Here is a 23060-nt window from a genome sequence, read left to right on the forward strand (position 1 = left end):
GCCCGCCGATGAAAATCAGCGGGCTTTTTTTATGCTTAGGAGTATGTGTTCAACGAAAGGTATTAAGCTGGTTTATTAACAGCAGGATTGGTTTCTTCCAGTTCGCTAACTAAGGCCTGTACTTTATCTTGCAAGTCCACGGCACTTACATTCTCTGGCGCAACTGCATCTCCGGCTTTTAACTGAACCTTTGACCAAAAGCGTTTAGGTCGTTTGGTGAGGGCATAGCCGTCTTTATGGCTGAACACGCTGCCCCATAACCCTTCTAAACCCATAGGAATAACCGGCACGGGTGTTTCTGCAATAATACGTTCAATGCCCGCTTTAAACTCGTTGATCTCCCCAGATTTAGTGAGCTTACCTTCAGGGAATATACAAACCAACTCGCCTTCAGCCAGTTCTTCTTTAATACGTTTGAAGGCCGTTTCATAAACATCAGCATCAGCTTTGGGTGAACAGATAGGAATGGTCTTTGCCCATTTAAAAAAGGTTTTCAAGCCTTTCATCTCAGAAATACTACGATCCATCACGAAACGAATTGGTCGGTGATGACAGCCTGCAATAATAAGCGCATCCACATAGCTAACATGGTTGCATACCAATACTGCAGGACCATCATCAGGAATCTTATCTAAGTCATGGTCTTTAACGCGATACATAGTATGAGTCAAAATCCAGATAAAGAAGCGTAAGACAAATTCGGGTACTTGCATATAAACATACGCAGCAACAAAAATATTAATGACACCCAGAATCAAAAAATACTCGGGTAGAGATACATTGAGCACGGTCAATAACAAAATACTAATAGCAGCACTGGCCACCATAAATAGCGAGTTCATTACATTGTTCGCAGCTATTACTTGAGCACGGCTTTTTTCGTCACTGCGGTTTTGAATTAATGCCTGAAGTGGTACCACGAAGATACCACCAAAAGCACTGACCATGGCAATGTCAAACATCAGGCGCCAGTTAGCTTCTTCTTGAATGAACATCATGGCGGTCATGTCTGTTAAAACATGGATATGCTGGCTAGCAAAATACATATCGATACCAAATATACTCATACCAATAGAGCCGATAGGGACAATGCCTAATTCGATTTTATGGCCAGATAAACGCTCACAAATTAAAGAACCTGCCGCTACACCTAACGAAAACAAAGTCAGTAGAAGCGTAACGATTTGCGTATTACCACCTAGATAGTCTCGCGCGAAATTTGGAAATTGCGTTAGGTAACTTGCCCCTAAAAACCAGAACCAGCTGATGGCTAAAATCGATAGAAAGACAGAACGCTTTTGCTTAGCTTGTCTTAACGTGTTTTTTAACTCACTGAATGGATTCCAATTCATTACCAAGTTTGCATCATTGGCAGGCGCCTCTGGAATAGCTCGGCTGCTTAAGTAGCCAGTGACAGCAAAGAAAATAACACCCGCGGCAATCCAATACTTAGCGGCCTCTAGGTCAAACATGAGACCCGCGGTAATGGTCCCAGCAAGAATGGCTAAGAAGGTGCCCATCTCAACCAGTGCGTTACCACCCACTAATTCTTCTTCTTTTAATTGTTGTGGTAACAGCGCAAATTTTACGGGACCAAAAAATGCCGATTGAGTCCCCATTAAAAACAATAAGCTGAGCAGTAATATGACGCTATCTAAAAACAGTGCGATGGCGGCAACGCCCATAATGAATACTTCGAGCAACTTGATCCAACGGATTAATTGAGACTTCTCTCGACTATCCGCGATTTGACCCGCAATAGGTGAGAATAAAAAGAAAGGCAGAATAAAAAGGCCCGCCGCGAGGTTTGTATATAAGGCAGCATCTTCTTGGGCGGCCAAGCCACCAAAGGTAATGAATAACAGTAATGCGTTTTTGAATAAGTTGTCGTTGAACGCACCTAGTGCTTGTGTGACAAAGTAGGGTAAAAATCGTCGGTGCTTTAATAAACTGAACTGTCCTTGCTGTGACATGACGTATCTCCTTATGAATTTTTCCAAGAACCGAGGTAATGGGTTAATAGTGAATCAATCATACTTTGACCATTGATGCTGTCTTTGGCAAACAACTTATCATCGGTGGCCAATGTGCAAATACCATGAACCGCCGCCCAAATCACGCGGGATACTTGATGGCGATCGGCAGAATCAGAGTTAGGTTTAATGGATTCAAGGCAGTTTTCGATAACATCAAACAATCGGTCGATGCGGCTCATTTGCCATTGAGGTATCTCATCATCTTCGATGTGATGCTCGAATAGAATCTGCCACTGAAAAGGATGCTGCTGCGCGAAATCGAAATAGCTATGAGCAAATCCTTGCAGTCGCTTTTCGGGATCATTTATCTTGGTCATCACCTCGCCAATCTGGTCCGCAATGATATCCAGCGTCTTGGCATTCGCCGCTAGAATCAACTTATCGTAACTACCAAATAGGTTAATCAACGTACCAGGCGAATACCCCACCATTTTGGCTAACTTACGCAAACTCAGCTGGTCCGCGGATTCGGACTGTAGAAACTCTAATACTTGCTTTAGCACCAGTTCCGATAGCTCTTCAGGGCTATGGTCTTTTCTTCTTGCCATTTTGAACACCGTTAAAAATTCTTGACTTGAGCGAATTTGGCTCTATCATTCTGAACGCTGTTCACAATAATACCTTTATTTTGAACACTGTCCAATATTTTTTAGCTTTATTTTGAACGGTGTTCAATTTAGGCGCCAACCACCCACAAGGAGAAAGAAATGGGATCATTACGCCAACTCAAACAATGGATAAAAACCACAGCGGTTATGGCCACGGGCATTGCTGCCAGCTGCTTATCCACGATCACCCATGGCGCGGGGCTACTCGTGCCTACGGGCTCGAGTAGCTCCCTAGAGATGGTAAGCCATGATGTCGACGTGAAACTCCAAGACGGCATTGCCATGACCACCGTTGAGCAAGTATTCGCAAACCCAGGTCAATCCGTAGAAGACGCACACTATCGGTTTCCGCTGCCGGATGAAGCGGCGATTGGTCAATTCACTTACTGGATAGCAGGTCAGCCTATTCACGGCGAAGTTGTTGAAAAACAGAAAGCACAGCAAATCTATCAGCAAGAGCAACAGCAAGGCCGCAAGGTGGCCATGTCAGAGCAGCAAGGATATAAGCACTTCGATATTCGTGTTGCCAATCTAATGCCTGGCGAGGACGTGCGAGTGAAGCTGGTCTACTTACAAAAAATACAGATTGATCATGGCATCGGGCGCTATGTCTATCCACTTGAAGATGGCGGTACCGATGAAGAACAAAAAGCGTTTTGGACCATGCAAAGCCAAGTGAAAAAACGTTTTAGCTTTAATGCAAAGTTGAGATCGGGTTATCCGGTGGATGCTGTACGTGTGCCAAACCAAGCCAATGCAAATATTCAGCAACTGTCTTCTCAGGAATGGACCGTCTCCATCACGGAAGGTGGTTCTTCGCTAGCTCTTTCCACAACAACGCCCTCTACAAAAACGACTTTAGAAACTTTGAAAGCAGATGGCGAACCTCAAGGACAGATTTCGCAGTATGAAATGCAGCAGTATCAACAAGCGCAGCAAGAAGCGGCTGAGCAAGTTGCAGTACAAAATTCAGTAGCTCGTTCGAGCAATGTTTATCAATTGAATAACGACCTTGTCTTTTATTGGCGCTTACAGCCGGGGACACCCGGAGGGCTAGATGTCTTGGCCTATAAAGAATCAGCCAATAAAACTGGAACCTTGATGATGACGTTGACACCAGGGGATGACTTGCAACCTATCCAGCGCGGTACCGATTGGACACTGTTATTGGATATCAGTGGTTCAATGCAAGGCAAATTTCAAACTTTGATCGAAGGTGTAAAGAAAGGTCTCAAACGCTTCAATCCGCAAGATCGCGTACGAGTGGTATTGTTTAATGATTATGCAAGCAACTTAACTGGCGGTTTCTTGCCTGCAACGCAGAAAAATATTGCAGAGATCATTCGCAAGCTGGATTTAGTACTCCCTAATGGTGGGACCCACTTAATGGATGGTGTGCGTTTTGCGCTGAGTGGTTTGGATGCAGACCGAACGTCGGCCATTTGGTTGGTCACTGATGGTGTCACCAATGTCGGTGAAACCAAGCAACGTAAATTCGTCGATTTACTTAAGCAAAAAGATATTCGCGTGTTTACCTTCATTATGGGTAATGGAGCGAACCGTCCACTCTTGAAAGCCATCACCAAAGCCAGCAATGGTTTTGCCATCAATGTTTCGAATAGCGATGACATCATTGGTCAGTTAGAAAAAGCTGCAAGTAAAGTGACACACGAAGCACTGCGCGATATTAAAGTTCGTTTCAAAGGTTTAAATGTTAAAGACGTTGAACCAACAGAGATTACGAGTCTATACCGTGGTGCTCAGCTACAATTGTTTGCTCATTATTGGCAAGCGGGCAAGGGCATAATTGAAGTCACAGCAAAACGAAACGGCACGCCGGTTCGCTATGAAGTCCCGTTTACTTTGCCAGAAGTGGATACCGAATACCCTGAGTTAGAGCGCATGTGGGCGTTTTCTCAAATACAAAGATTATTAAGTGAGCAAGAAGACTTTGGCGAGAGTGCTGATCGAAAAGATGCGGTCTTATCTTTGGCTAAAGAATATGGTTTGGTAACGCCGTATACCAATATGCTGGTATTAGAAGAGCAACAGTTTAAAGCTTATAACATTAAACGCAGCAATAGCACTCGCATTCAAAAAGAAGAGCAAGCCCGAACACAGCGTCAGCAAAAACCGATTCAGCAACGTAATCAAGCTCAGAATCACCAACAGCTATCTCAACCACGCTCTACTTTAGGTGGAAGTAGCGGAGGTGGCTCAATGGATTTCTTGCTGATCGCATTGGTGGTGGTTGTGCTCTATGGCCGCCGGAAAATGTCAAAGTTGATGAGTTAGCCCTACTAATGGGTCTGCCTTAGTCAGGAAACTAAAATGCTGCTACCATTCGCTAATCAAAAAAGAAGGTAGCAGCATTATGTCTAAAAGCTTCGACGCTCAAGGCGTCATTCACTCAATCGACGATACCAAAGAATACGGACAAAACGGCTTTACCAAACGTGAGTTCGTGATTCAACTAAGCGGTGAAGGGGAAAACCCAGCGTATCCCAACCATGTAGCGTTTGAACTGATAAAAGATAAGTGTTCCATTATGGATCAATATCAAGTGGGCGATGAAGTCATTGTCCATTTCAACTTGTCAGGCCGTCTGTGGAACGCACCGGGCAAACCAGAAAAATGCTTTACGAGCTTGCAAGCGTGGCGCGTTGAAAATGCGGGAGCCCAGCAGCAAACGACACCCATGCCAGATGCCCCGCCATTCCCTGGTCAAGGATTTGATGACGATGTGCCTTTTTAGGCACATCTCAAGCGATATAAGGATATCGAATACCCTGCGTATCCAATTGTTCTACAAATCATGTAAAATGCCGCACGAATTCTCTTAATTCATCCTTTGTAGATGAAAACCCTCAATGGATTGGGTGCGGTAATGATAAAAAAAATAATATTCACAACGTCTTTATTTTCTATCCTTTCAGCCTGTGGCGGCGGTGGATCATCCGATTCAAATGAGCCTGTATCCATCAGTGTCAGGTCTCTAGAGCGAGTGGCAACGGAAGAAACACCATATTCGTTCTCACCTACATTACTATCTGGTTCTGGTGATATTACATACAGCGTAGCGAATAAACCTGCTTGGTTGGATTTTGACCAGTCTACAGGTGTGTTAAGTGGAACACCCGATGATGATGATGTCGGTATCCACAGTGGAATTATAGTTACGGCAACGAATGCTGCATCCTCGTCGAGCTACGGACCTTTCTCTATTACCGTAAACGGAATCAACGACGCGCCAGAGATTTCAGACCAAACCATTACCTTAGATAATTTCAACGTATCCAACACATTGTCGTTAGCCATCAACGATAATGATCATACAAATTCGCAGCTAGAATTGATGATTACTGATCAGCCAGCTCATGGTACTGTAACGGTGAATCCATCAAATGCTTCTCTTGTTACCTACCAAGCAAATTTATTGAACGCGAAAGAGGGTGACAGTTTTAAAGTCAAACTGAGTGATGGTGAGCTGGAATCCGATGAAGCCGAGATCCAAATCCAGTTTTCAGATACAACCCCTGCTTCAATAACCACATTGCCGGGAGAAGGGGCTCTCAATGTTTCGACGTCTGCAAAGTTAATCTTGTCGTCTGATGATCCATTCGATGTGGATACGTTAACGTATAACTCTGTGTCAGGTGCTTGCACTGGCTATTTACAGGTTTCATCGGATGGTTTTACCAATTGTATTGGTATAAGCGATGTCAATGTGGATAAGCTAGCCACTTTCGTCAGCATTTTGTTTATAGAGGCTCTTGAAGAAAATACTGAATATCAAATTCGATTAAGCTCAGATATTAAAAGCGTATTTGATGCCAGCTATATTGTGAGTGATTCAAGTTTCCAAACGGCAAATGGATTATTAATTACTGAGGTGAGTGAGTGTTTTTATTTTGATTACCCATGCTGGTTTGAAGTCTATAATCCAACCTCGAGCACTATTGATCTTTCGACGTATCAGCTTCAGTCAACATATCGTACACAATCTGATTTTTTCTATTACAACCGAGTCCGTGATTTTTCTCTACCAAATAGAACTGTTTTACCAGGGCAGTATGTCGTGGTTAGATCAGATCGCAACGGCGATTTAATGTCTCAAAATAATCGCGTTTTTTATATCCATGATAATGATTTTTCACCTTTCTGGTTAGACAACGGGTATATCAATCTAACAAAGGACGGAGTATCCAAGGATCTTATCGTATTTAATGATCAATTCTCTCCTTCTGAAGAGAACTGGGTTGGTCCTGTAGCAAATGCTCCAAGATCTGAGCTTAATAAGTTTGGAAGCAGTATCGGTCGTAATGGAAGCAATGCTGATACGAATACGGCAGCGGATTGGACACGATATGAAACGGCAACTTTAGGTGGTCCTAACGATGTTCAATGTCTAGACGATCTAGATCAAGATGGCATCCCGGACTGTAGTGAACAACCCGGCTCTACTTTTGCTGGCTTGCCACTCTATGATTGGGGCGCTCGTGCGGGACAAAAAGACATCTTTATAGAAATTGACTACATGGATGCGACCAATAACGGAGCACAACCTGCTGATGCGGGTATAACGCCAAGAAAAGAAGCATTACAGAAAGTGAAGGATGTGTTTGCAAGTCGGGGAATCGTAGTTCATTTCGATGTGGGTGATTTGTATGACCCAGGATCAGGAATAAACCCGGACGAGTTCAATTTGGGCGGAGGAGATGAGGTACCGTTCCAGAATCAGGTCGATTTTGATAATCAGCCGACGGTCTACGACTACAAGCTTGATCACTTCGATTATGCGCGCTTTCAAATATTTCACTACGCTCTTTTTGCCAACACTATTGAGGCCGGATCAACCATTGGTGGTCAGGCTGAAATCCTTGGCAATGATATGATTATTAGCTTAGGAGATATGGGTTTAAATACATCAACACCTGAACAAGAGAATAAACTAATAAATTACCAAGCGGTCACGTTGATGCATGAGCTTGGGCACAACCTTGGCTTACAACATGGTGGATTTGAGGAGAAAAATTACAAAGCGAATTATGTCAGTGTGATGAATTACTTGTATTCTTTTAATGGTCTCCCAGAAATTGGAAAAAACGAGGGTGATCGACTATACAACTATTTTTATGATGATGTAGAAGACTGTGCAGGTACCCTTACAAATTCATTCGAAAGCGATAGCTTTGTAATGGATTTTTCTGATGGTGATGCTATTAACCTAAATGCATATTCACTAAATGAAACTCTGGGACTTGGTTTCGTGGACAGTACAGGCGTTGACTATAACTGCGATGGTGATTCCGATGACACGCAAGTGAATTTTGCCCAAAACTTTCCAGAATTAAATGGCACATGGAGTGATCATGATGACTGGAGTAATATCAAACTCGGATTTTATCGATATGCTGCAGGTAGCAGAAACCTTTCACTTGAATCTGACAAAGATACTGAAATGATGCCAGATAAAGTTGGGGATGATCGTTCACCAGTGGCCAAAGAATATGGGTTCTCCCCAAGATCGCGATCTCAACAAAGAGCACATACTAGTCACTAATGCATATTAGAGCTTCTCTCATTTTGCTTATTCTAGTCACTGGCTGCAATGCAGTCAGTGATTCTCAGACAAGCAAAAATCAAGTTGTTATTCACGATAACCCAGATCAATTTTTCTTTATAGAAGGTCTAGGGCCAAAACAGCAAGTAACCCCCATCTTGCAGAATAACCAAATGACGATGGGTACCCTTAAGGTAAGCAATTGGCCTGGGGTAAAACTGAATTGTAAAGTGTGCCAAGTCTCCAAAAATCGAAAGGACTATTTCGATGGATCTACCGTTTGGCTTAATATAGTTGGAAGTGACCAATCAACCTTGTTAGTTACCTCGTTTCAGCGACGGGATTTTATCGACCCTTGGCATCTAACCTATAAGAAAGATAATTTGATAATTGAAGATCGAAAAGCCGGAGTCAGAACTAGTATTGCCTATGACGCTTCGCTACCGATAGTGATTAAAGAGACAGTCTGTGAATTAGTCAGGCTAAAAAGAGAAGCACAAAAGCAAGTCCCCGAAGGCATATCTAATGATGTGGCAGCGTTTAAGACTCAGTTTGTCATTCAGTGTCAAAATTAGCGCCTATTGCGCTAGTTTTTGCAAAGCTCGACGCTCCTCATCTTCGCTCAACACACCATTAACTGAAGCCTCATCCGATGCGGTTTGATAACCGGTATTCTCGTCTATTTCCTGCCAGTTCCATTGGCCATTGTTAAAGCAAGCGGTGAGTGGTTGCGATTGTACTTGCGTATGCCAAACAATCTCACGGCAAAATTCACCACGGGTATTTTCCCAGCTTTGTACAACTTCGCTTCGACCTTCGTTGTACTCAGCAATGGTTCCGCTTAGTTCGGTATTCAGTTGCTGTGTTAAATGCGGATAAGGAATATCCGATTGATTCGGCACTAACTGATAAACAAATAATGCACACAAGAAAACACTGGCTGCGGTTGCCCAATATCGAAAACCACCAGTTACCTGCTTTTGGTTTTTTCTATTGCCAAACAAAGGCACAACATTGTCTTTCGTTTCGGCTTCAGTTGGCGATTTATTTAAGTCGGCATTGTTGATGAGCTCAGTCAAATCATCACGCATTGGCAATGTATCTAACTCACAGAAAACCTGTTTCGCAGCCTCATTAGCTGCTTTCAATGAAAGGTAGCGGCTACGGATTTCAGTATCTTCTTCAATAGCCATAGCAATGCGCTTCGCTAAATCTGCATCTACTTCGTTATCGATATAGGCTGATAGTAGGGTATCGTCTATGTGTTGCATATCTATCTCCTAGGCCTAGCCTTGCGTAAAACCATGCTGGCTTAGTTGTTGACGAGCGCGGGCTAAACGGCTCATTACCGTACCTTTTGGAATATCTAAAAACTCGGCGGTCTCTTGGTAGCTACGACCCTCTACTGCTACCAAATATAGAACAATGCGCAAGCCTTCACTCAACTCACTCATCTTTTCTTTTACTTGGGCCAATAGGTTTTCGTTAACCAGCGTGTCTTCTAATACGCGATTATCGGTCTCGATTTCAGGATCCAGCTCTTCACTTGGTTTGTCTTTACGCATGGTATCAATCCAAAGGTTGCGGCAAAGTCGATACATCCAGCGATCAAAATGGGTGTCGGCTTGGTATTGCTGCCATTTCTCTAGCGCCCTTTGTACGGAGGCCTGCAAAAGATCTTCGCTATTGTGAAGATCATTAGTGAGGGCATAGCAATACTTCCGCAACCGCGGTAGTACATCGAGCAATGCTTGTCGAAATTCGTCGTGTGCTTGATTCATATACAGGTTAACGAGCCTATTCTGTTTTTATTCCCTATATTTATCCAAGTACCTAGTTAAATGCTCATTTGAGCGTAAGGGAATAAATCGCGAGAATTTTTGTTATATAGTGTAAGTAAAGCGCGTCGTACTACCCAAGGCAAGTGGGACGGCGAGTGAGAGGCAGATACAACACCATTGAGGCGTCGAAATAGATATGCTCCATCTTACTGCAATAGTCACGAGGTTAGCGCGAATAGGCATGATTGCCATATTGACCTTAGTGATGCTGTTTTCTACGGTGCCTAAATTATTCGCCAATGACGACTTGCTTGATCTTGACCAAGGGTTAGAGAACTTAGACGAGGATCGCGAAGAAGAAATTGCTGATGAAATCGAAGACGAGATCGAGCTTGAAGACGATCTAGAAGAAGAACTACAAGATAAGTTAGAGGACGAGTTAGAAGACCGCATAGAGGCGATGGTGGAAGAAGGGACCATCACAGAGGAAATGGAAGACGCGCTTGAAGACCAACTTGAAGAGATGATCGAACGCGGCCAGCTAGCCGGCCACAATATAGAATCACAGATAGAAAGCCTTATCGAAGCGCAGTTGAATACCTTGCCAGGTCAATACGATGATCTCTTCAATGATCAAAGCCAATTAGCGGATATTGAACAAGCACTCATGGACTTAGAAGTCTTTGCAATGGAAGACGAATTCATCGCACTAATGGATGAAGACATCTTAGAAGAAGCCAAGCGACAAGGCGCCAACATCATCTCAGTCGAAGCTATGGACGAACTAGGGCAGCTACTCGTTACGTTTGGTGACGAACCCCCCGCGCAAGTACAAACCGAGAGCCAAGCCAATCACATATACACGCTAGATGCGCAAAGCGAAGAACAAGCTCAGCCATCAACAAATATTAAAAGTACGGAAAGCTTAAGCTTATTGCAAGCCAGTGCGTTTGTGACAAACACACCATTGTCGAATAAGGCCATGCGTATTGGCATGATGGATAGTGCCATTCAAAGCAATCATATTTGTTTTCAAAGAGATAAAGTAAAACAAAAAACATTCACACCAAGTGCTGCGCAGCAAGACTATCAGCATGGTACTGCCATGGCATCTGCCATTAATCAATGTGGGCTATTAAGCAGTGTTGAATTATTCAATGCTGAAGTTTTTGCCCGCACACCTAAAGGATTGGTGATTGCTTCTGCTGCTGATTTAATCAAAGGTTTAAACTGGTTGCTGAAACAGAAAGTGCAAGCCATTAATTTATCGCTTTCTGGACCGCCTAACCAAGTTCTGGCACGCGTATTAAAGAACGTCATGGAGCGCGGCACCGTCATCATTGCATCAGTCGGCAATGAAGGTGCGGCAGCATTCCCGCGTTATCCAGCAGCGCAATCGGGTGTCATCGCGATCACTGCTATAGATAAAAATTTAAACGTATTTGAAAAGGCAGTGCGTGGTACGCATGTCGATTTTGCTGTACCAGGTGTTTCTATTTTATTGGCAGATCCGAATGGCGAATACACAATTAAAACCGGAACATCGGTAGCTAATGCGGTTGCGACGCCGATTATTTTGCATAGTTTACAAAGTGGAAAGACGTTGCAATCGCTTAAATCGAATACAAAAGATTTAGGTGAAAAAGGTAAAGATAAAATCTTTGGTTACGGATTGTTACAAACAAATTTTTAGACTCATGGAATAAAATTTCACTGCTTGCGTTAAACCCTTAGAACACGGAGGAATTCTTCCAACGGGAAAATAGAGTTCAACAATACGAACTCAAAAAATAAGCAACGTGAGGCAGTAAAATGAAAAAACTAATCGCCCTACCTATCGTATTAAGCACGAGCACCGCATTACTCTCTGCATGTGGTGGCTCATCAACCGACGTCGTCACCAAAGACCGCGCGGTTCAAGGCACCATTGATGGCTTTGGCAGTGTGATCGTCGATGGTGTTCATTATCAAAGCACCAGTACAGAATTTGAAATTGACGATACCGCAGGTGCGGAAAGTCAATTACGCGTAGGTCAGGTGGTCACCGTTGTGGGTAAAGACGATGGAACAGAAGGCGTTGCAACTCGTATTATTTACGATGCCGATATCAAAGGCCAAGTCACTGCTGTAAATAATCAAACCGGCGAGCTAGAAGTCTTGGGTCAAGCCGTGATCACCAACGAAATGACCGTATTTTCTGATTTAGATTTAGCCACCATTCAAGTGGGTCAAATGGTTGAGCTAAGTGGATACCGAGATGGCACTGGCCAACTAATCGCTACGTTTATAGAAGCTGAAACCGATACCGAATCAGAAATCAAAGGCACAGTAGCCAACTTAGATAGCGCTAACAAAACCTTTAGCATCGAAGGCCTAAGCATCGACTACAGTAGTGTTGCCTCGTTAGAATTAGACGAAGCTGAACTGCGCAATGGGATGCTGGTAGAAGTAGAAGGCAGTGTTGAAGCTGGCGTATTGGTGGCGAATGAAATCGAACAAGAAGACATTCGTCAAGAATCAGAAGCGGGCGTCGAAGTGGATATCTCTGGCTATATTTCAGCGCTCGATCTAGAAGCCAATACCATGGTGGTGGCCAATACCACAGTGAGCTTCAATGGCGATACAGAATTCGACGACGCCGACATGAGCCAGCTAGACTTAAACCTATTCGTTAGCGTAGAAGGGGAATTTAACTCAGAGGGCCAGCTAGTGGCTGAAGAAATTGAATTCGCCGATAGCGTATCGGTGGAGCTTGAAGGCCCAGTGACTGGCGTTTCGGGTAACACCGTGACGGTCATGGGCATCGACATACAAGTTGATACTCGCACACGCATCAAAGACGATCGCGACGATGTACAATACTTCAGCGCAGCGGACATTTCAGTGGACGACTATGTAGAAGTGCGTTTAACGCAAAATGCAGATGGTAGCTATCGTGCGCTTCGCCTAGAGCGTGATGAGACAGAAACCGATGATCAAGGTAATGCAACAGTGGAAATTAGCGGTACTATTGATATCAGCCAAATCGCTTCAGGCATCATTAGCATTGCTGGTTTGGATATCGACATCACGGCACTAGCGAGCACTGCATCACTGACAGCGGATGCAAATGTAGAAATCGGTGGTACATTCAATGGTAGCATTGTCTCAGCCACTGAAGTCGAGCTAGACGACTAACCAAAACTTAACAAGAGCCCCAAAAAAATGTATGCAGCGGTAACACGTATACATAAAACAACAGAGGTTGCACGGAAACATGCGACCTTTTTGTCGTTTGTATTATGGGCAAGCCTGCTCGTGCTTGGCGGCTCATTGTTTTATAAGCCAGCCCAAGCCAGTATCGGCGCCTCTCTCGAGTGGGGGCTAGAATACGACAGCAACGTACTCTCTAACAACCAACTCAATAACGATTACGACAGTGACTTTAGTAATCGACTTTCTATTGCCCTAAACGCCGACTACCACTGGCAAAACGTCGTACGAGTTCAGGGCCAATACCAATATAGCCAAACGCGCTGGTTAGAAGCGTCCCAATACGATACCGATATTCATACCGGCTTTTTACGCATTAGTGATCGCGATGGTGCCTGGATACGCGAAGGTATTTTCTTGCATGCACAAGCACAAATCGAAGGACAAGACTTTTTAACCTTAAACCGACTCAGCCCAGCACTGAGTGTCTTTGCCAACCAATCTTGGTATTTACGCACTCAACTCGACATGGGTGAAAAAACCTTTGCGCAATATACTAACCGTGATGGCTACTTTTATGGCATCAAACCAAGCGCCTATTGGTTAATGAATAAAATGCAGCACTATGTCAAAGTGCAACTGGAAACCAAGCAAGAAAAAATCGACGACGAACAGTACGATTATCAAAGCTATAGCGCCGTTGCTTCATGGAACTACAAATTCCATGAAACTAAACTCACACTGGAAACCGAAATAGAAGAAAAACAATACGACAACCTATGGCCCAGTATTGCTGACCAACGCCATGACACCCGCTATAGAACCAAGATTAAAATCCAACAAAACGTCAGCCAACACTTCACAGTCAAAACCGAAATTGGCTACGACGAAAATCAATCCAACCTAGCATCCTCTAATTACGATCAAGTTCGTGGGCTTTTAAAGCTGAAGTACGAGTGGTGATACAGATCAATAGCTAGGGACGTTTCTGCCATTGAAACTGACCATATAAGCAGGTATAACTAGTTTTCGTACGAAAGTATTACTTGAAGTAGGTTAAGGATTGACCAAAGCAAGCTCTCCTAGCCTCTTCTTTCGCTATGGAGTCTGTGATTAATGGATAAGCTGGAAGTAACACGAGTAAAAGTAGAACAGTTTGCTCATGACTGCGATTGTAATCAATTCCACTCTCCTAAAAACCCCTCATTGGCGCTAAGTGTCGAAGCCTCCGAATTAGTTGAATGTTTCCTATGTCTCATGTCAGAACAACGCGAGGCAAACATCGATAAGATGGTATATGTCGAGACTAGCAAGTGGGCTTGATGTGCTTTGAATTGATTCTGTTAAACAGAAAGTTAATGAAAGCCTGAACACTGAAGTCAGGCAAAATAAAAGAAAATAATAATATCATTTTAACCTAGCGAAATAAGTTTCAAATTTCAGATATGAAATATTTTTAAACTAATCTATCGCAATAAAGTTATTGAATATATGGAAGAGAAATGAACTTTCTTCAACTATTAAACACACTTTCCAGGTCTTCTGCTCAGGCTGTTTCAACATTATCGAAATCGACAGATGAGATCGAAGAACTAAGGTCGCATCTCTATGTTGAGACTGAGATTGAGAGAAAGTTTCTCGAGTCGGTTGAAGCAACTAATAAAAAAGAAAGTATCATATTTTTGTGCGGGTCGAGTGGTGATGGTAAATCCGAGATCCTTCGTCGACATCATTCAAAATATAAAAACGACTTTCTATATCACTTAGACGCCACTCATAGTTTCAAGCCCGACCAGAATGCGGTCGAAGCGTTGAATGAGTTGTTTGATCGGCATCAAGCTAATGAGAAGCCATTGATTGTTGGTATTAACATTGGGATGTTATTCAACTTTCAAAACTCAGGGGATGACAGGCATCTAGCAATTAAACAGGCGATTGCTCGTTTTATTGATGGCGAGCGTTCGTTTGATAACTATCAGTTTCTGAGTTTTGAAGACTATCCTAAATTCAGTTTAGAAGAAGGCAAAGTTGGCTCAGACTTTATTGCACAGCTTTTGGCTAAGGTTACCGAATCTGATGATAGAAACCCTCTGTATCGTGCTTACGTACATGAAGCGGATAGACATCAGCAGCGTATCTATCAGAATTATCGTATTCTGCAAGAGCCAGAGATACAGGCCTTGATAGTTCAACTCTTGTTGCATGCTAGACTAAAATACGATCAGTTTTTCTCCGCGAGAGCGCTACTAGACTTCATTTATAACCTGCTTGTAGGTGATTCAGTTCTGTTTGATAACCTGTTCTTGTCACCGGGTGATGGTTTATCAAACAGCTTGAAAAGCCTAGATCCATGCTTACTACGATCAAAACGAATCGACGAATTTGTTATTCAGCGTTCACTTGCAGTTTCAGATGCTGAATTCGATGAGTTCAAAGACGCATTCATTAAGAAATACGGCGACTTTGACATGGAACCGAGTTCCTGGATTCGGGCTTTTTATGTTATGAAAGGCGTTGATGTAGGTAACAACTATCATCAAACTTTCAGTGAAGATTTCCGCCGTAAGCTCTTCGAAGACTATATTCATGTATGGCAGCTTCATCATACGTTGGATAATAAAAAGCTGCTTCGTGAATTTTATGACAAGATTTTGATCGCGAGTCTTATCAAGTTTGCTAATCGGATGTTTACCGGCCTTGGTAGTGACTCCATTTTTCTTGGCGCGCGCAATGGGGTGAATATCACTACCAAATTACGAATAGCCATGGATACCAAATCTCTGGAAAGGCCAGACTCTAGTCATATTCAGAGCTTCAATGCTGCAATCAAGGTTGGTGATGAGTCGATCAAGCCTTTTCCCGTTACCATTTCATTTCTTGATTTGGCTGAACGAATCATGTTTGGTTACAGACCAAACAGACATGATAAGAACACTATTGTGATTCTTGAAGAGGTAATCGACGAAGTAATTCGCGTAGCATCAAATAATGATTCGCTGACTTTTATTAGAGATGGACGTGAGTGGTCATTGTTACTTGAGGATGATGAATTCATAGTGGAGGCTTGCCAATGAGTATTAAGGAAAACCTCAAGGCTGCAGCGGAAGTTGAGATAAAAGATAGAAATCTAGTAAACAACTTCCTGACATTTCGTCAGAAGCGTAGCGAAAGAATTATTGAACCTGATTTCATGGCGGTTGCGGGAGAGTTACTTTCGATTGCCTGGCGGAAATCTTTAAACAAACGTGTCTCTCTCGAGAAGTTCACTGAAGCTTGTATGGAGAGACTAGCCAGCAAAGTTGCGGATGATGAGTTTGAATCACTCTTGCGACATATGTATTTCAAAGACGATGCAGAGGGGCTTTTTCAGGTTTCACCTGAATTTATGCTGTTTAAGGATGGGATGGCCTCCTCAGGTAATACCCGGCACGTTGGTACTGTCCTAGGGAATATGCTTCTATCTAGGCCCGCAGTTAAACAGTCTGCACCTGAAAGTCTAAATTTCCTAGAGGCTGAACTACTGGCTGAGTTTCAGTCATTTGTTTCTGAGCTTTCACCCACAGTAACTACAGAAGACTACTTGCCTTTTATCGGTGACGTATTTGCCGAAGACCTTGATCTGTTGTGCCGTCACCCCGGTTACATGATGCATAACCTGAAGGCTTTTGTTGGGTTATATAACTTTCTTTACAGCGCACAGCTGGCTATGAATATACGTAGTTGGCGCCAAGAACCTAGCAGTAAACCATTGTACTTTATTATGGATACGGAACGTGCGAGTGGTGAACGAACCTATGTGCGAGAAGCACTGAGTTCTCTAATTGATTGCGTTCGAGATCTATTTCCTGTCTTATCGGCACTTGAATATTTAAACCAACCAGATAATAAAAAAGTTATCCGTTACCCATTATGGAAACACTATTACTACATACAGAGCCTGCCCGCTAATGAGATCAACGAGATTAATTCTGGTCTGAAGAAGTTTCTGGAGAAATACCGTAATGCCAGAGGCCGTGATCCTTGGGGTGGAGAACTAAATACCACGGAAGACATCTTCAAAGCAATTACCAAGACAGCAAAAGAGGTATTCAACCAAAGCTCCAATCAAGGGACGGTTAATCGGAAAGTAGTGGCCTCGTTTGAAACTGAGGTCGCACGTCATTTTATTCAAAATCGAAAGCGCGGTGGCCGTGTTCTCATTATGAATCAAGATTATCTATTACTACTAACGAATCTAGCTATAGGTAGTAGAGATAAACTCCAGTACCAGAAACTGATTGAAGAATTTAGGCGCCGGGGCGTCTGGTTTGATCAGCAATCACAACAAGCACTAATAGAATTTTACGAGCGAGTGGGAAATCTCGAGCGGATGAGTGACAGCGGAGATGCGGTATATGTCCGAAAAACAATTTGAAGGCTTTCTCGTACGACATTTGAAAGATTGGTTAGCAGTCAGGCTGAAGCCAGGTGATCGCTTCCAGTTTCGGTCAACTGACGCAGATAACACTGTACGTTTACTTTCCGCACTGCGTGATGCCGCGGATGGCGTTGTTAATGATGAAGGAACAGAGCTCAGTTATTTGGATGTAAATGGCATTAAATTGCTGATTGCCGGTCATGCAGAAGAAAAGTCGATAAATGAGGGATGCTATACCGATAACTACTTGGCAAAACTCAGAGACCGGGTAGTTGATGATCAACGTGCTCTGATAATGGTCCATAACAGCTCACTCGATACAATAACTAATAGCACACTGGATCTTGCGCGTAGTGGTGCTATCTGGTCTGTCGCTAAAATTCATGAGCTTCTAGCTGGCCTGATCGATAATAGTATGGCGAATCGTGATACATCTAGGTGTCTCCTTGATCATCAATCGAAAATGGTTGCCTCTGATGGCGCGAGTATCTTCGGCTATCGTAGTCTCTACGAGTCGATGACTGATGGTGACCTCAGATTTGAAGAGCTAGGACTGTTTGATGACCCGCATCTGACTGATTCATGGGGCGGTGCGACTACGACTCCAAATTATCGTCAAATCGAACGTCGGTTGGAGGATAATCGAAAACTAAGGTCTGAAATTGAGTTTGAAATAGAACACTACCCAACAGAACTTGAAGATCGTTTAAGCCAGTTTGGAGGTAAGTTTGTAAAGGACAACTTTATAAACAGCGATAACTGGAAAAATCGTACCTATGATGAATTTATTTGTGAAATCCAAAAACAAAAGAAGCAGGCGCTAGAGTTTGTTGATGTTTATTCTTTAAATGGGAATCTTCAACGTCGCAGTAAAAAAGAAACGACAGCGGGGAAGAGGGAGCAAAATGTTCTTTTACAGGTACCCGATGAACAAAGCACGTTTCAGATTGATTTAAAATTTGTCGGCGCTCGGACAGAAAAGAGCGAATTTGAGATACAACCAAAGAAAGTAGAGAAATTATTAGAGTTAAATCATAAGCCTCACGGGACTAACACCACCTTTACGATATCAGGTGCAATGACGCAGGAGCCCTTGTTTTTCTCTGTGAGAATCAAAAGGGAGTTATCCAGCGAGCAATTCAAGTTCCAGTTTTTATTACTGCCAGATGGTAAGTTCTGTTTCGATGATATCATCAACAAGTACTTGGTTAAAGCAACTGGCCGTGGTGCTCCGTCACTTGTTATTCAGTCTGACATTCAATTGCTTGTGATGAATCCTGGTCTCGAATCATCGCTTACTCTGAAAGATAACGATGAAGTCATCGATGTGAATGAAGTGGGAACACTGGACTATCAGCAGATCTACGATGAATCTGATGAAGTCCGATTTGTACTGAAGAATGGCGCTACTGAGTTACCTGTCCAGGTAGAAGGAGAGTCTGCTAAAGAATCGCTGATACTACCGCTTTTGATGGATACATCACGCGCTCGTCATATGTTTAATGATGAATATTATGGTGTATACAAAGAATCTAAAGGTACTGTTGTAGTAGAAAATCAGGAAGTCATGCAGTTATTCCTGCGCAAACAGCTACTGGATGCCGAATGGGAATTCGTAGCATCAGATTTGATTTGCTGGGATGCAACAAAAGAGAGAGGCTTACCTGCGGCTGAATTGAAAGACTTTCCAGAGCTACAGAGTCTGTATCAGAGTTACCTCGAATTTCTCGCACACTTCAAATCCGACAACCGTCGCACACTGCCTTCATTAGAGGGTTGGGGTCCTTCGCTGGTTAAACTAGCTAAATCCTATGTCGACAAGTATCTCTCTTATCTCGAATCAGTAGAGCTTGGAAAGACGTTATCCCCGGCAACGAAGTTAGTGATGAAACTCGGTACGGCGAGTATACGTGATACAGAAGACAACCGGGTTAAAGACTATCTAACGCCATTTCACCCTTTGATACTTGCCTACTACCTATACCTCATAGACAGTATACAAAAAGATGGGGAAGACCTGAGCTTTCGAAAACTGCCAGAAGTGACTCTAAAGCGTTTGACTGCACGAGGGCTGATTCCGCATCTGTTTGATGAAAAGCAGCAATACAGTTATACACAGACCGTCCATGAAAATGCTTTCTGGCTGGAGATTGTGCCTCGCGAGGACAGCAATTTTGAATACGTTAGCAAGCTTGTAAGGCACAAAATTGAGGAATTTACTGAGACTTTCTCTCGTCTTTTTGATACCGAATCGTCTGCACCGGTGTTGATTAACTCCGTCAATAACGCAGAAAACCGAGAACTTTTCCGTGGTCTACTGGCGTATTACATGGAGCACCTGGAAGAAGGTCGTTATATCCATGTAAATTTATATGACGATGTCGAAATAGAAACCGAGTTCGACCTGTTTTCCGAAATGGCGACTTATGATGATATTAAAGACAGGTATGATCTCGACAAGGGTAAGGCTAAGCGTAATACAGACACAATTGTTGACGTTCTACGCACCCGTCTTACCTTCAGTAAATTTTTGAATGGAAAGACTGATGAGCAAGCTTATGCGCATCTGACATTCTTTAAGAACAACCAAGTAGTAGATGTCCGTAATAATAATATCGATAAGCATCTTTCCGGCGTCGCATGCGGAGGTCTGCTAAATGGTGAATCATCGCGGAGCGAGAACGAAGCCTACTTCACAGCGTTTGGTTTGAGGGGAGTTGATTACGCCGATAAACCGCACCTTAAGATCGCCCGATTGTTTGGCGCGATGTGGCGCCCTTCTAAACTGAGTAGCGATTCTTACCAAGAGTACTCAGCCATCAGTCTTGCAGTTAGTGACTCGGTGAAAAAGCTATTGAATAAGTCATATGATAGTTCTGTTTGGGTAACCATTGTAGATCCGAAAGTAACACTGAAATTCTTTTCGGAATCAGATCACGTTATTCTGATTCATTACTCAGATCAGTACACCAGTTCTGCTGGCTATGATGCGATTACCGTTACCAAGCAATCAAAGCTTTACAGAAGTGTATTGGGCGCGTCGGGAGAAAGCCTGATTCGCGAATTCAATGCCTTCAATGGTGAATGGTTGCTACAAATGGTGAATGATCCGCAGAAAGAAAAGCTTGGTAAAGAAGGAGTCATCGCTTCATATAAAGCTGTATCTGCGATGCTTTGTAAATCGGACATCTGTTGGGTACCCCTATCAGTTGCGGAGATGATTCGGGTCGCAGGTAATACGGGTTTGGCGATGAGTGACTCAGACTTCTCCCGTCATAATCTAGGTATTAAACAAGGTGCAATTTCAGATGATGTACTCTTTGCCGGATTTAAAGATGGCAAGCTTTATTTATTACCTGTCGAGTCAAAAGCAGGCGCACGCCCTAACTTTGATAAGGCACGTAAGCAAGCACGCGAACTAAAAACCTATATGGAAGATTTGCTTGGGCAGGCCAACCTGGCTGGCAGGCTGTATCGTGGGCTGTTTGTTCGACAAGTTCTATTGCAGGTCGATAAATATAGGCTCTATGAAGTATTCAGCGATGAGTATTTCGACACGTTACTATCGGCGCGGGAAGTGTGGTTAGAGGGCGATTTCACTATAGGGGAGCTGCAGGACTATCCGACTGCTATTGTCATTGCGCATTTGAATACAGAGGCCTGTTATAAGGAAAGCTATGAAGAAATTGATGGATGCCTGCAGGCTGAAATTCCATTAGTAAAACTGGATAGTCTTATTAACACCCCTATTAAAGAACTTACAAAAGAAGTGCTAGCGGGGAGAGTGCTTAACATTGATGAAAAGTACTTCCTAAATAGTAAAAAAAACGTTGTAAAAAGTGAAGTAGTAGCCAACAGTGACGGTAATCCGACTGAGATTAATGAGAACGAAACAAATAAAAGTGTTGAATCATCAGTTGATGAGTTTAGCCTTAAAGAATGCAATCAACTTTCCGACGCTCGTGTTCTACTTGGAATAGATCAAGCAAGCGGTAAGAAAATATATTGGGAATACGGCCATCCAGAGCTTGCTAATCGACATATGATTGTCTTTGGGAGGTCTGGTCAGGGTAAGACTTACTGTATTCAAGGCTTGCTTATGGAGTTAGCCAAGGTAAGAGTTAAGTCTTTAATTATAGATTATACGAATGGCTTCCTACCCAATCATCTTGAACCTGAATTTAACGAGTTTGCTAAGCCTAGGTCTTCGTATCTCGCCCAAGCCCCTTTAGCAATATCACCTTTCCGTAAGCAATCCCAAGACTTTGGTGGAGTTGAATTAGAAGAAAAAGATCATATCATTGCTTCTCGTATTGCTTCAGTATTTAATCTGGTTTATTCGACTATAGGCGAACAACAGTTCGCAACACTCACTAACGTGATTGAACGTGGCGTCGCACGTCATGGAGCAAGCTACAACTTCTCCTCTATGCTGGATGATCTATATGAAGAAGGTAAAACAGGTGAGTCTTTAGCAAATAAGCTCTCAACGATGGTTAAGTCAAACCTATTTGATGAAAAAGAGAGCAAAAATTGGGATGATATTTTCAATGCCCAAGAATGTGCAGTGAACGTCATTCAACTCGCATCATTCTCTAAAGATATAATGCAGCTCGCTACTGAGTTTATTCTCTGGGATCTGTATGCCTATGCCTGCGCTAACGGAAGCAAGAATATTCCGCTGCCAATAGTTTTGGATGAAGTACAGAATCTCGACCATAGACTAGAAAGCCCTTTAGGAAAAATGCTGACAGAGGGGCGTAAATATGGAGTATCACTCATATTAGCGACTCAGACGTTGAGCATGCTTAGCAAAGAAGAACAAGATCGAATTTTTCAGGCAGCTCACAAGTTATTCTTTGCACCTGCAGAAACAGAGGTGAATACTTATGCAAAGTTATTAGAGCAGTCTGTTCCTAATACTGATCGTAAAATGTGGATTAAACGTCTATCTGAGTTAAAAAAGGGGGAATGCATTTCAGTCGGTTTGTGGTCTGATGAGCATGGTAAAGTCAAGCATAGTGCAAAACTCGTAAAGGTTAGCTCTATGAATGAACGCTTAATGGATATGAAGTCTCGAAGATCAAATGATTGAATTTATACAATTTGACTTTTTCATAGTATGTCTAGGTTAGTTTTATTCGAAGATGTAAGAGCAAAGCAAGCTGCAAGTTTTATAAGGCATTGGGTAGGGATGTAGACTTATCTCAGTTGATATATCATGTTTTATATTCAACAACTCCTCAAGCCTTAAAGAAGAAATTATGACCAATTATGGTGTGAGATTGATGTTATGAATAAAGGGTGTTACCCACATGTTGTTGATCACTAGTAAGCGGATTTTCTTAATATAAAAGTTGATGCTGTCAATTCGTAATTTAATTTTGACAAAAAGCATACTCAAGAGTTTTCAATGAAAAAAGTTCGTGAACTAGAGAAACACAGTAGGTTTTATATAGTTGG

General features: G+C 42.8%; 14 protein-coding genes. 10 read left to right on the forward strand and 4 right to left on the reverse strand.

Annotated features, from left to right (window positions below):
* Window positions 1-62: 62 nt before the first annotated feature.
* Window positions 63-1973 (reverse strand): MFS transporter, encoded by a 1911-nt coding sequence (locus HF888_RS01045; protein ID WP_007018040.1) that lies wholly within the window; start codon window positions 1971-1973, stop codon window positions 63-65.
* A gap of 11 nt (window positions 1974-1984) precedes the next feature.
* Window positions 1985-2584 carry a TetR/AcrR family transcriptional regulator gene (locus tag HF888_RS01050; RefSeq protein ID WP_007018039.1) on the reverse strand — a complete coding sequence of 200 codons (600 nt, stop codon included), beginning with the start codon at window positions 2582-2584 and terminating at the stop codon, window positions 1985-1987.
* A gap of 159 nt (window positions 2585-2743) precedes the next feature.
* On the opposite strand from HF888_RS01050, the gene HF888_RS01055 reads away from it, so the two are divergent.
* The 4 genes from HF888_RS01055 (at window position 2744) to HF888_RS01070 (ending at window position 8782) form a co-directional block, all read left to right on the forward strand.
* Window positions 2744-4939, forward strand: coding sequence for a VIT and vWA domain-containing protein (locus HF888_RS01055; RefSeq protein WP_007018038.1), 2196 nt, complete (start codon window positions 2744-2746; stop codon window positions 4937-4939).
* Between the two features lie 79 nt (window positions 4940-5018).
* A complete protein-coding gene (locus tag HF888_RS01060; RefSeq protein WP_007018037.1) occupies window positions 5019-5399 on the forward strand; it encodes a DUF3127 domain-containing protein in 381 nt (126 codons plus the stop codon).
* A gap of 132 nt (window positions 5400-5531) precedes the next feature.
* Window positions 5532-8207, forward strand: a complete 2676-nt coding sequence (locus HF888_RS01065; protein ID WP_007018036.1) for a putative Ig domain-containing protein — start codon at window positions 5532-5534, stop codon at window positions 8205-8207.
* A gap of 23 nt (window positions 8208-8230) precedes the next feature.
* Window positions 8231-8782, forward strand: coding sequence for a hypothetical protein (locus HF888_RS01070; protein ID WP_133308476.1), 552 nt, complete (start codon window positions 8231-8233; stop codon window positions 8780-8782).
* Window positions 8783-8785: 3 nt separating this feature from the next.
* Here the strand turns inward: HF888_RS01070 and HF888_RS01075 are convergent, their stop codons facing one another.
* On the reverse strand, window positions 8786-9478 hold the full coding sequence (locus HF888_RS01075) for an anti-sigma factor family protein (protein ID WP_007018034.1): 693 nt from the start codon (window positions 9476-9478) through the stop codon (window positions 8786-8788).
* A gap of 15 nt (window positions 9479-9493) precedes the next feature.
* On the reverse strand, window positions 9494-9988 hold the full coding sequence (locus HF888_RS01080) for an RNA polymerase sigma factor (RefSeq protein ID WP_007018033.1): 495 nt from the start codon (window positions 9986-9988) through the stop codon (window positions 9494-9496).
* A 241-nt stretch (window positions 9989-10229) separates the two neighbouring features.
* Between HF888_RS01080 and HF888_RS01085 the strand changes: the two genes are divergently transcribed.
* The 6 genes from HF888_RS01085 to dptH all read left to right on the forward strand — a co-directional run bounded on the left by HF888_RS01085 (window position 10230) and on the right by dptH (window position 22692).
* On the forward strand, window positions 10230-11681 hold the full coding sequence (locus HF888_RS01085) for a S8 family serine peptidase (protein WP_007018032.1): 1452 nt from the start codon (window positions 10230-10232) through the stop codon (window positions 11679-11681).
* A gap of 119 nt (window positions 11682-11800) precedes the next feature.
* Window positions 11801-13165 (forward strand): DUF5666 domain-containing protein, encoded by a 1365-nt coding sequence (locus HF888_RS01090; RefSeq protein WP_007018031.1) that lies wholly within the window; start codon window positions 11801-11803, stop codon window positions 13163-13165.
* Between the two features lie 90 nt (window positions 13166-13255).
* Complete coding sequence (locus tag HF888_RS01095) at window positions 13256-14143, forward strand: hypothetical protein (RefSeq protein WP_133308475.1); 888 nt, start codon at window positions 13256-13258, stop codon at window positions 14141-14143.
* Window positions 14144-14682: 539 nt separating this feature from the next.
* Entirely contained in the window at window positions 14683-16254 is a 1572-nt protein-coding gene (gene dptF / locus HF888_RS01100) for a DNA phosphorothioation-dependent restriction protein DptF (RefSeq protein WP_007018028.1), read from the forward strand.
* Window positions 16251-17594, forward strand: coding sequence for a DNA phosphorothioation-dependent restriction protein DptG (dptG, locus tag HF888_RS01105; protein WP_007018027.1), 1344 nt, complete (start codon window positions 16251-16253; stop codon window positions 17592-17594). Before dptF ends, dptG begins: the two co-directional genes overlap by 4 nt.
* A complete protein-coding gene (gene dptH, locus HF888_RS01110) occupies window positions 17575-22692 on the forward strand; it encodes a DNA phosphorothioation-dependent restriction protein DptH (RefSeq protein ID WP_007018026.1) in 5118 nt (1705 codons plus the stop codon). The genes dptG and dptH overlap by 20 nt, the downstream gene beginning before the upstream one ends.
* Window positions 22693-23060: the final 368 nt, after the last annotated feature.

The sequence above is a fragment of the Bermanella marisrubri genome, from assembly GCF_012295615.1.
GTDB classification, from domain to species: Bacteria; Pseudomonadota; Gammaproteobacteria; order Pseudomonadales; family Oceanobacteraceae; genus Bermanella; species Bermanella marisrubri.